General features: G+C 64.0%; 10 protein-coding genes. 7 read left to right on the top strand and 3 right to left on the bottom strand.

The genetic code is table 11. The features are described 5' to 3' along the window. Nucleotides 1-217 precede the first annotated feature (217 nt). Complete coding sequence (locus C7450_RS21055) at nt 218-1,063, bottom strand: alpha/beta hydrolase (protein WP_170147352.1); 846 nt, start codon at nt 1,061-1,063, stop codon at nt 218-220. 240 nt (nt 1,064-1,303) lie between these two features. Next, on the bottom strand, nt 1,304-2,950 hold the full coding sequence (locus C7450_RS21050) for a benzoate-CoA ligase family protein (RefSeq protein ID WP_110376643.1): 1,647 nt from the start codon (nt 2,948-2,950) through the stop codon (nt 1,304-1,306). 327 nt (nt 2,951-3,277) lie between these two features. Between C7450_RS21050 and C7450_RS21045 the strand changes: the two genes are divergently transcribed. The 6 genes from C7450_RS21045 to C7450_RS21020 all read left to right on the top strand — a co-directional run bounded on the left by C7450_RS21045 (nt 3,278) and on the right by C7450_RS21020 (nt 9,085). Next, nucleotides 3,278-4,468 (top strand): ABC transporter substrate-binding protein, encoded by a 1,191-nt coding sequence (locus C7450_RS21045; protein ID WP_110376436.1) that lies wholly within the window; start codon nt 3,278-3,280, stop codon nt 4,466-4,468. A 591-nt stretch (nt 4,469-5,059) separates the two neighbouring features. After that, nucleotides 5,060-5,974 carry a branched-chain amino acid ABC transporter permease gene (locus C7450_RS21040; protein ID WP_210206498.1) on the top strand — a complete coding sequence of 305 codons (915 nt, stop codon included), beginning with the start codon at nt 5,060-5,062 and terminating at the stop codon, nt 5,972-5,974. Nucleotides 5,975-6,032: 58 nt separating this feature from the next. Further along, entirely contained in the window at nt 6,033-7,019 is a 987-nt protein-coding gene (locus C7450_RS21035; RefSeq protein WP_110376434.1) for a branched-chain amino acid ABC transporter permease, read from the top strand. A 32-nt stretch (nt 7,020-7,051) separates the two neighbouring features. Beyond that, the gene (locus C7450_RS21030; protein WP_110376642.1) at nt 7,052-7,804 is read left to right on the top strand and encodes an ABC transporter ATP-binding protein; all 753 of its coding nucleotides are present in this window, start codon (nt 7,052-7,054) and stop codon (nt 7,802-7,804) included. After that, entirely contained in the window at nt 7,804-8,511 is a 708-nt protein-coding gene (locus tag C7450_RS21025) for an ABC transporter ATP-binding protein (RefSeq protein WP_110376433.1), read from the top strand. Before C7450_RS21030 ends, C7450_RS21025 begins: the two co-directional genes overlap by 1 nt. A 127-nt stretch (nt 8,512-8,638) precedes the next feature. After that, entirely contained in the window at nt 8,639-9,085 is a 447-nt protein-coding gene (locus C7450_RS21020) for a cupin domain-containing protein (RefSeq protein WP_110376432.1), read from the top strand. Nucleotides 9,086-9,286: 201 nt separating this feature from the next. Here the strand turns inward: C7450_RS21020 and C7450_RS21015 are convergent, their stop codons facing one another. Then, nucleotides 9,287-10,210 carry a LysR family transcriptional regulator gene (locus C7450_RS21015; protein WP_110376431.1) on the bottom strand — a complete coding sequence of 308 codons (924 nt, stop codon included), beginning with the start codon at nt 10,208-10,210 and terminating at the stop codon, nt 9,287-9,289. Between the two features lie 238 nt (nt 10,211-10,448). Here C7450_RS21015 and C7450_RS21010 point away from each other — a divergent pair, with 238 nt between their 5' ends. Then, nucleotides 10,449-11,381 carry a ring-cleaving dioxygenase gene (locus C7450_RS21010; protein WP_110376430.1) on the top strand — a complete coding sequence of 311 codons (933 nt, stop codon included), beginning with the start codon at nt 10,449-10,451 and terminating at the stop codon, nt 11,379-11,381. Nucleotides 11,382-11,426 lie beyond the last annotated feature (45 nt).

Genomic DNA, 11,426 nt, shown 5'->3' with positions numbered 1-11,426 from the left:
CCTTCCCGCGTGGCTCCGCAGTGCGCCGGGGACGACACGCGCGCGTTTCGCGTATCGTAAACCCTCACCCTGTCCCTCTCCCAAGCCAAGTTGGCTGTTGCCAACTTGGCATTGTCGGAGAGCCCAACACGGCAGCAGCCGTGTTGGGTGGAGAGGGGACGCTACCGACTATCGGCAGCGCCGAGGGATCCTGGCAAGTCTTACACCGCCCGCAAACCTATTCGCCCACCATCTCGATAACAGCCGCATTGAGCGCGCTTCCCGGCACGGCCAGACCCTCGAGGACGGTGAAATGGTTGGTGTCCGGCACCGGAAAGCCGCGCGGTGCGAGATCCGCCCAGCCGGCGGCCATCTCGCGCGACTGGCGGTGGAACGCGTCCGGCTCCAGCCCGCCGACCGCGAAGGCGGCCTTCGCCGGCGTCACCCATGGCTGCCCGAGCAACGTGAGACGCTCCGCCTCTGCCGCATCGAGCCTGAGCGCCTCATTCATGGAGGTGTGAAGGAGCGGCAGAAGCTCGAACACGCCGGAAATGGAGACGATGCCGGCGATAGGCTTCTCAGGCAGTCCCCGTGCCGTCCAGTCCGTCATGAGATGGAGCGCGGCGAGATAGCCGCCGGCGGAGTGGCCGGTGACGACGACGCTGCGGCGCTCGTCATCGTTCAGCACATCCCTGTGGAGCTTGGTGAAAGCTGCGAGGGCCGATTCGCGGATATGAGCGAGGGTGACGTCCGGGCAAAGCGGATAATTCAGGAGCGCGACCGACAGGCCCTGATCGAGGAAGGCATCGGCCACCCAGCTCGTCTCGAATTTCGACAGGGCACGCCAGTAGCCGCCGTGGATGAAGACCACGGTTCCCCGCGCCTGCGGTGCGCGGAAGAGGTCGAACACCTCGCGCGGATGCGGCCCATAGGCGATATCGGCCAGCGGCGGATGCCGCGCGTGCGTCGCCTTGGATCGCTCAACCCACGCGGCAAGGATGTCCGGCAATTCGGGGACCGCGACACGCGGATTGTATTCGCGCTCGTACCAATCGCGATCTTGCACGCCAATGCCTGCCGTCATGCCCTGCCCCGTTTCATGAAGTGGCCCACGCTCCACCGCTGAGCCGGCTTTCCAGGATAACCCGCGCCGGTCATCCCGGGGCGAGCGCAAGCTCGAGCCCGGGAACCATGAACACTGGCGCGCTTCCATGAATGACCGACGGTGTGCATGGATCCCGGACAACGGCTTCGCCCGTTTCCGGGATGACACAGCGTTTCCCGCCGCCAACCAGAGACGCTGAATGTCAAGTTGCCCCCCGGATCAGGCTGTTCCCTTGCCGGTGAACGCCTCTTCCTCGGCCCGCACGCGCAATGCATAACGTTGCAGCTTGCCGCTCGAGGTCTTGGGCAGTTCGTCGACAAAGACGATCTCGCGCGGGTATTTGTAGGGCGCGATCTCGGCTTTGACGTGGTCCTGCAGGAGCTTGACCATGTCGGCATCGCGCGGATAACCCTCGCGCAGCACGACATAAGCCTTGACGATGCGCCCGCGCTGCTCGCAGGGCGCGCCCACGACCCCGCATTCGACCACAGCCTTATGGGTGAGGAGCCCCGCTTCCACCTCCGGCCCGGCGATATTGTAGCCCGAGGACACAATCATGTCGTCGGAGCGCGCCTGATACCAGAAATAGCCGTCCTCATCCATGACATAGGTGTCGCCGGTCATGTTCCAGCCGTTCTGGACGAATTTGAGCTGGCGCTCGTCGGCGAGATAGCGGCATCCCGTCGGGCCGCGCACCGCGAGCCGTCCCGGCGTACCGGGTGGCACCTCCTCGCCCTCTTCATCCACCACCTTCGCCTCGAAGCCCGGGACCGGCTTGCCGGTGGAGCCCGGACGGATCTCCTCCTCACGGGCGCTGATGAAGATATGCAGCATCTCGGTGCCGCCGATGCCGTCGATGAGCTTGATACCGGTGGCTGCGAGCCAGGCGTCGAAGGTGCTTTTCGGCAAGGCTTCGCCCGCCGAGACGCATTTGCGCAGGCTCGATATGTCGAACTGACCGAGCTTCGGGATCATGGCGCGATAGGCCGTCGGCGCCGTGAAGCAGATCGTCACCTTGAATTTTTCGATCGCCGGCAGGAGATCGTCCGGCCCCGCCTTTTCCAGCACCACGAACGAGGCGCCGATGCGCATGGGGAACAGCACGATGCCGCCGAGGCCGAAGGTGAAGCCGAGGGGCGCCGAACCGATGAAACGGTCACTCTGTTCAGGGCGCAGCACGTTGCGCGAGAAGCCGTCGCAGATGGCCAGCATGTCGCGGTGGAAATGCATGGTGCCCTTCGGCACGCCCGTCGTGCCCGAGGTGAAGGCGATCAGGCAGACGTCGTCGGCGGCCGTATCCGCGGCCGTGAATTCCGGGCTGGCCTTGGCGATCAGGCTCTCGAGCGAATTGTCCTTGCCGGAGCCCCAGTAGACGACGCGCTTCAGTTCCTGCGTCTGGCCGGCGGCCTTTTCCATCTCGTCGGCGAGCGTGTGGTCGCAGAGCGCCAGCGCGATCTTCGCCTTGTCGATGGGATAGACGAGTTCCTTGGCGCGCAGGAGCGGCATGGTCGCCACGACGACGCCGCCGGCTTTCAGAACCGCGAGATAGGTGGCGACCATCATGGTATTGTTGGCGGAGCGCAGAAGAACGCGCCCACCGGGCACGAGCCCCAAATCATTGACTAATACGTTGCAGATGCGATTCACCCGCTCATAAAGCTCGCGATAGGTGAGCGCCTCATTGAGACCGAACATGCAAGGGGCATCACCATGCCCTTCCGCAATCCAGCGGTCGAGAAACTCCACGCAACAGTTCAGGCGCTCGGGATATTGAAATTCAGGCCTGTTGAAGATCATCTCCGGCCACAAATCGCGCGCCGGCAGGTTGTCACGCGCAAAGGTGTCCACATGCGCCGTGTGTGCCATCGTCATCTCCCTCGTGTGCGGCCCCTCCCCTGGTTTCGGGTCCGCACGCTCCATCCAGTCAAAGGCCGACAACCCGAAAAGGCCGTCCTACAAAAGGCTTATGCGCCATCGCCGAGCAATCTCGGCGGGCGGATCACAAGGCCCTTGCGGCCACCACACAATTTATTTTAATCTTGAACTATCGTCTGGCAAGGGCTTTCATGCGGCATTCGTTCCAAAGCATTGCTCGACGAATGATCCGTTCGGAGAGATGATGAACTCTCCACGGCAAAGTGAGCGCCAAGGCAGCGCACCACCCAGGGGAACAGAATTCGGGGAGATGTGAAGATGAAGGATCGCGTAATTCGCCTTGGTTCGGGCGCAGCGGCGTTGGCGACGCTCTTCGCTGGCCTGGCCTTCACCCAGGCCGCCGTCGCGGCGGACAAGGTCAAGGTCGGCGTTATCGTTTCGCTCTCAGGGCCTTCCGCTGTTCTTGGACAGCAGGCCCGTGACGGATTCGAGCTCGCCGTCAAGGAGCTCGGCGGCAAACTCGGCGGCCTGCCGGCGGAAGTCATCGTCGTCGATGACGAACTGAAGCCCGATGTCGCCGTCACCCGCGTCAAGGGCATGCTCGAGCGTGATCAGGTCGATTTCGTCGTCGGACCGATCTTTTCCAACGTTCTGATGGCTATTTCGAAGCCTGTCACGGATGCGAAGACCTTCCTGATCAGCCCGAATGCTGGCCCATCAGTGCTCGCTGGCAAGAGCTGCAACCCGTATTTCTTCGTCACGTCCTACCAGAACGATCAGGTTCACCAGATCTCGGGCAAGGTGGCGCAGGACCGCGGCTACAAAAAGGTCTATCTGCTGGCGCCGAACTACCAGGCCGGCAAGGACGCCATCGCCGGCTTCAAGCGCGATTTCAAGGGTGAAATCGTGGCGGAATCCTATGTCCCGCTCAACACCCTCGACTTCCAGTCGGAACTCGCGAATATCGCCGCGTTGCAGCCGGACGCCATCTACACCTTCATGCCCGGCGGCATGGGCGTGAACCTGGTGAAGCAGTACCAGCAGGCCGGCCTCAAGATTCCGGTGCTCTCCGCCTTCACGGTCGATGAATCGACCCTCCCGGCCCAGAAGGATGCGGCTGTCGGCATGTTCGCGGGCTCCAACTGGGCGCCCAACCTCGACACCCCGCAGAACAAGGCCTTCGTCGCGGCCTATGAGAAGGCGTATAACTCGGTCCCGGGCAGTTATGCCTTCCAGGCCTATGATGCGGCCAAGCTCATCGACAGCGCGGTCAAGGCCACGAAGGGCGATCTCTCCAACAAGGAGGCGCTACGCGCCGCGCTCCTGAAAGCTGATTTCAAGTCGCTGCGCGGCAACTTCAAGTTCAGCAACAACGGCTATCCGGTCCAGGACTTCTACCTGACGAAGGTCGCCAAGCGGCCTGACGGCAAGTTCCAGACGGAAATCGTGGAGAAGGTCTTCACGAACTATGCCGACCCCTATGCAAAGGAATGCGCGCTGACCAACTGAGCGCGGCCTTGCCGGAACGGGACGTTCCGGGCGGCCTCAGGCCGGCCCGGAATCGATGGACACCGCTGATGCAGGACTTGCCTCCAGCATATCCAATGGATCGGGGAACCGCCGCCACTGATCCCTCCCCTGAAGGGGAGGGTGGCCTCGCGTCAACGAGGTCGGGTGGGGGCAGCGAGGCCAGGGTGCTGCTCCGTGGCCAAACTGGTTGGCGTTTTTTGGGCGAGGTCGGCAGCATGTCGACCCCACCCGACGCCTGCGGCGCCACCCTCCCCTGAAGGGGAGGGATCGACGCGTCGCAGCTGACTTGACGACCCGAGACAAAAAGGGTGGCTCCGGATTTCTATCTGTCCCCGGGATTTCTATCTGTCCCAAGGGCAACCCTTCTGTCGGGAATTTGCTCGACGCAAGAATCGAAGAGCAGATTTATCGAAGAGCAAATTGATCGGCTTGGATTGTTGCATCGGATGTCGTGCAAGCCGGATTCGCTCTAGCTGGAGACCTGGATCCCGGGCCCGCAGTCTCGCCATATCCCGGGATGACCGGAAGCGGTTGCCATTCATTACTGCCGACCATGAGTACCCGATGCCGCTGAGCCTTTTCCTCGTCCAGATGCTGAATGGCCTGCAGTTCGGGCTCATTCTCTTCCTCATCGCCGCGGGCCTGACGCTCGTCTTCGGCGTGATGGACTTCATCAACCTCGCCCATGGCGTGCAATACATGGTCGGTGCCTATCTCGCCGCCATGTTCACGGCGCTGACGGGCAACTTCCTGTTCGGGCTTCTGCTCGCACTGCCCACGGCGCTCGCCTTCGGCCTGTTCCTCGAGGTCCTGATCTTCCGCAAGCTCTATGAACGCGACCATCTCGACCAGGTGCTCGCGACCTTCGGCGTGATCATCACGCTGAACGAGGCGGTGAAGATCCTCTGGGGCGCGGCGCCGCTGAGCGTGCCCGTGCCGGAGATCCTGTCCGGGTCCATCCCGCTGATCGGCGGCCTGCGCTACCCCATCTACCGCATCGCCATCATCGTGGCCGGCCTCGCCGTCGGGCTCCTCCTCTATATCCTCGTCAACCGCACCAAGGTCGGCATGCTGGTGCGCGCCGGCGCCTCGAATGCACCGATGGTGGCGGCCCTCGGCGTCAACATCCGCCTGCTGTTCACCTTCGTCTTCGGCTTCGGCGCAATGCTCGCGGGCTTTGCGGGGGCAATGGTCACGCCGATCCTCTCGGTCGAGCCGGGCATGGGCGACAACGTGCTGATCCTTGCCTTCGTCGTCATCGTCATCGGCGGCATCGGCTCCGTGCGCGGTGCCTTCCTGGCGGCGCTTCTCATCGGTGTCGTCGATACGCTCGGCCGTTTCATGGCGCCGATGCTGTTGAGCGCCATTCTTGACCCGTCCACCGCCAGCCAGACCGGCCGGGCGATCGCGCCGATGCTGATCTACGTCCTGATGGCCGTGACGCTCTGCATCCGACCCGCCGGCCTCTTCCCGGCCAAACGTTGAAAGTGACGCGCGTGAAAGGCTTCCCCATGCCAAGCGATTCGCTGTCAGGTGATCCACGATGACGGATGCCGCCCGCCCGGTTGAGCAATCCGTGCCGGCTGCCGCGCCTGCGAGCCTGCGGCGGATCATGGTCCCCATCGTCGTCTTCGCCGGCCTCGCCATCGCCCCCTGGATCGCGCAGTTCGGCACGGAGAGCTTCATCCTGTCGCTCCTGACTCGTGTGATGGTGCTGGGCCTTGCAGCGCTCTCGCTCGATCTTCTCATCGGCTATGCCGGCCTCGTCAGCTTCGGCCAGGCCGCCTTCATCGGCATCGGCGCCTATGCGGTCGGCATCCTCGCCAGCCATGGCATCAACGGCATTGCCCTGCAGACGGCTGCGGCGCTGGCGGCCTCGGCCATTTTCGCGGCGATCACCGGCGCGATCTCGCTGCGGACGCGCGGCGTCTATTTCATCATGATCACGCTGGCTTTCGGCCAGATGCTGTTCTTCCTCGCGACGTCGCTCGCGGCCTATGGCGGCGACGACGGCATGACCCTGCCGAGCCGCAGCCTGTTCCTCGGCTATGACCTGCTCGACAGTGACCGCGCGCTCTATTACGTGGCCTTTGTCACCCTCGGCTTGGTCTATCTCGCCTGCCGGATGCTCGTTGCCTCCCGCTTCGGGCGGGTGCTGCGTGGCGCCCGGCAGAACCCCGTGCGCATGCAAGCCATCGGCTTCTCGCCCTATCGCTACCAGCTCGTGCTGTACATCATCGCGGGCATGATCGCGGCGCTCGCCGGCGTGCTCCTCGCCAATACCAGCGAATTCGTGAGCCCCGCCACCATGAGCTGGCAGCGCTCCGGCGATCTCATCTTCATGGTCGTGCTCGGCGGCATGGGCTCCCTGCACGGCGCCATCCTCGGCGCCATCGTCTTTCTCCTGGCGGAGGAGGTGCTCGCAGGCTTCACAGAGCATTGGCACATCATCTTCGGCCCGCTGCTGATCCTCTGCGTGCTCTATATCCGTGGCGGCATCACGCCCCTCATCGAAAGGACGCGGCCGTGAACGAGACCAGAAGCGCGCCCATGACCGCGCGCATGACCGGCCCCCTTCTTGTCCTCGACCACCTCGCGAAGAACTATGGGGCCTTGAAGGTCACGGACGACGTCTCCCTCACCGTCGGCGCAACCGAGCTCCATGCCATCATCGGCCCGAACGGCGCCGGCAAGACCACGCTGATCCATCAGATCTCCGGCCTCGCCCAGCCCGATTCGGGACGCATCCTCTTCGCGGGCGAGGACATCACACCGCTGACCATGGCGGAGCGCGCGGCGGAAGGGCTCGCCCGCTCCTTCCAGATCACGTCCATCCTGCCGGACTTCTCCGTGCTGGAAAACGTCGCCCTCGCGGTCCAGGGGCGCTCGGGGTCGAGCTTCCGCTTTGTCCGCAATGCCAGCCGGGAAGAGGCGTTGAACGCCCCCGCGCGCGTCATCCTCAACCAGTTCGACCTGCTGCCGCGTGCGGACGTGCCGGCTGGGCTCCTCTCCTATGGCGAGAAGCGGCAGCTCGAGCTTGCCATCGCGCTCGCGACACGCCCGCGCCTGCTTTTGCTCGACGAACCGCTCGCCGGCACGAGCCATGAGGAATCGGCGCGGATCATCGCGACGCTCAAGGGCCTGAAGGGCACGCTCGGCATCCTCTTGATCGAGCATGACATGGATGCCGTCTTCCAGCTTGCCGATCGCATTTCCGTGCTTGTCTACGGCCGTATCATCGCCACGGGATCGGCCGACGAGGTGCGCAACAATCCGGAGGTCCGTTCGGCCTATCTGGGCGAGGAGGCGGCCTGATGCTCAGCGTGCGTGATCTCCAGGCCGCCTACGGCCCCGCCAAGGTGCTGTTCGACATCTCCTTCGAGATCGGCGCCGGCGAGGTCGTCACCCTGCTCGGCCGCAACGGCATGGGCAAGACGACGACGATCAAGACCATCATCGGCCTTTTGCCCGCCACGGGCGGCTCGGTGAGTTTCAACGACAGGCCGCTCGCGGGCCAGCCGGCCTACCGGGTCGCGCGCCAGGGCATCGGCCTCGTGCCGGAGGGGCGGCAGGTCTTTCCCAATCTCACGGTGGAGGAAAACCTCGTCGCAACCGCCTCGCCCGGCCCCGATCGCAGCAAGGCGCCGCGCTGGTCGCTGCCCGATGTCTACGCGCTTTTTCCGCGTCTCAAGGAGCGGCGCGGCAATCTCGGCAATCAGTTATCGGGCGGCGAGCAGCAGATGCTCGCCATCGGCCGGGCGTTGATGACCAATCCGCGCCTGCTGATGCTCGACGAGGCCACCGAGGGCCTTGCACCCCTGATCCGCGAGGAGATCTGGACCTGCCTGCGCCAGCTCAAGAACGAGCAGCAGGCCATCCTGGTGGTCGACAAGAATGTCGATGCCCTGACGAGCTTCGCCGACCGTCACGTGGTGATCGAGAAGGGCGTGGTGGTCTGGACCGGCACGAGCCAGGACCTCAGGTCGGACCCGAGCGTCAAGGACCGCTTCCTGCATGTGTGATCCCCTGTCCGGTGCCCCCCTGTCTGGCTGGCTTCACCGGTCGCGGGGGATGATGGAAGAATGAAGCAAGTATCAACGGGCTCGGCCAGGCAATCGAGCCCACATCTGAAACGGAGAGGTAAAGCCCATGTCGATTGCAGAGACGGCAGGTATTCGCAAGGCCAATGAGGGCCTCGATGGTATCACCTGGAACATTCTCGGCCAGACCTACGTGCCGAAATCACGGACGGACGACAGTTTTTCCTGGCATGCGACCTTCCCGGCCGGCACCTTTGTGCCGCCGCATATCCATCCGGATCAGGACGAATATATTTATATGCTCGAAGGCGAACTGACCTTCTGGCTGGAAGGCGTCGAGAGCAAGGCCGGCCCCGGCGACCTCGCCCGCCTGCCGCGCGACAAGGCGCACGGCATCTTCAACAAGAGCGACCAGACGGCCAAATGCCTGTTCTGGGTGAGCCCCACGCAGAAGCTGTTCGAGCTGTTCACCGCCATCCACGGCGTGCCGGATCCGGCCGAGGTCGTGCGGCGCGCCGCGCTTCACAACGTCCACTTCCTGCCGCCGGAGGCGTGAGGCGGGCGATTGATCTCAACGGTCATCCCGGAAGCCGCATAGCGGCTGTCCGGGAACCACGAACACGGCGCTTATCCATGGGGCATCGGCAGTGTTCATGGATCCCGGGCCCGTTGCTCCGCAACGCCCCGGGATGACGCTCGTGGTAGATGCCAGCTGAAACTGCGAATGGGCAAGGCGGCCACCTGTGGCAGCCTCCCCTCAAATCGCCTCGCCCTCCATGTAGCGGCGGCACTGGCTCATTTCAGCGGCGAGAAAATCCATCAACGCGCGTACACGGGCGTTGTGGCGCAGATCCGGATGCGTCAGCAGCCACAGCTGCGTCTCGAATTCCTTGTCCGGCGACTGCAGACGCACCAGAGACGGGCGCGCGTCGGCGATGAAACAGGGCAGATGGCCGATGCCCAAACCCGCCTCGATCGCCTCGGCAAGCCCGAGAACCGTATTGACCTTGTAGCCGACATTCTCCGGCGCGATATGCGTCCGCACGAAGCGCACCACGTTGAGCGAGCCGAGATTGTCGCCGAGCGAGACCCAGGTCCTGTTGCACAGGGTCGACAAATCGGCGGCGCGCTGGGTCTCGGGATCGGGAAAGTCGATCGCCCGCCCATAGAGCGCCCAGGCGACATTGGAGATGCGGCGGCCAACCAGATTTTCCGGCGGCTTGTCGGTCGCGCGGATGGCCACATCGGCATCGCGCTTGGAGAGGTTGAGCGCCTGGTTCGTCAGCACGACATCGAGCTGGATCGTCGGATAGGCCTCGCGAAACCGGGCGAACAAGGATGTCATCAGGTGCACGAGCAGCGAGTCGTTGGTGGTGACGCGCAGCTCCCCGGCCGGCGCCAGCTCCCGTCCGACAAGCTTGCGCGTAACCGCCGTGATGTCGGCATCGACCCGCTCGGCGACGGCGACGATTTCCTCACCGGCCGGCGTGAGCGCATAGCCCGCCCGGTGACGCTCGAACAGCTTGACGCCGAGGGCCTCCTCGATCTGGCCGAGGCGCCTGAATACCGTCGAATGGTTCACGCCGATCTGCGCTGCGGCGGCCGGCAGCCCGCGTGCATCGGCAATCGCCTTGACCAGGCGAAAATCGTCCCAGGCGAGATGCTTGAAGGGTTCCACCATGTCGCTTCTCCATGGGCATTCCAGCGCACATGCGGTCCGCAGCTCCCGCATGCTGAGAGCTTAACGGCAAACTCAAACACATAAAAGCACAATAGACTTTGCATCAGCGCAATGGAAAGGCTCTGGCGGTTCGGGCGATTGGCGCTATCTCTAGATGCATCGAAGGCGGAGATGACCGCCCGGCACCGAGCTTCCGGATCAATCTCCGTCGAAGCTCCCCTGAAGGAGGGTCTCATCGATGGTCCAGAATGGCATTCATCACGTCACCGCAATCGCCGGCCCGGCGCGCCGCAATTTCCAGTTCTATACGGAGGTCCTTGGCCTGCGCTTCGTGAAAAGGACCGTGAACTTCGATGATCCCGGCACCTACCACTTCTATTTCGGCGACGCGGCGGGATCTCCCGGTACGATCCTCACCTTCTTCCCCTGGGAGCATGTGGCGCCCGGCCGTCTTGGCGTCGGCGAGACGCAGGAGACGGTGTTCCGTGTGCCGGAGGGCTCCATCGGCTACTGGACGCATCGCTTCGTCGAGAAGGGCGTTGTGCATCAGGCCCCCGAGAAGCGCTTCGGCGAAACGGTTCTCGCGTTCAAGGATCCGGATGGCATGCGGCTCGCGCTGGTTGGCGTCGCGGGCATCGAGGCCGAACCCGCATGGGGCGGCAGCGACGTTCCGGCTGAAAACGCCATCCGCGGCTTCCACAGCGTGAGCCTGCTGATCAAGGACGCGGCGCCGACCGGTGCGATCCTGACCGATGTCCTCGGTTTCGGCGAAGTCGGCCGTGAAGGCACGCTCATCCGCTACAAGGCGGGGGACACCGCGATCGGCGGCATCGTCGACCTGCGCGTGGCGGGAGACTTCCTGCCGGCCCGTATGGGCGGGGGCTCCGTCCACCACGTCGCCTTCCGGGCCGCAGACGATGCCGCCCAAGAGGCGATGGTGAAAAAGCTTGCCGAGAACCACGGCATCCAGACCACGGAGCAGAAGGACCGCAACTACTTCCGGTCCGTCTATTTCCGCGAGCCCGGCCATGTCCTCTTCGAGATCGCGACCGATGTTCCCGGCTTCGCTGTCGACGAACCGCTCGCTTCGCTCGGCCAGGACCTCAAGCTGCCGTCTTTCCTGGAGCGGCGGCGCGCCGAGATCGAGGCTGTCCTGCCTGATCTCGGCTGAACCAACCATCGAGATAAAGCGACTGTCTTGCGCTGGTGCAGCGCA

Origin of the sequence: Chelatococcus asaccharovorans, from assembly GCF_003201475.1 — a bacterium.
Lineage (GTDB): Bacteria > Pseudomonadota > Alphaproteobacteria > Rhizobiales > Beijerinckiaceae > Chelatococcus > Chelatococcus asaccharovorans.
The sequence above is the reverse complement of the archived record's forward strand: the minus strand, read 5'-3'. Positions and strand labels throughout refer to the sequence as shown.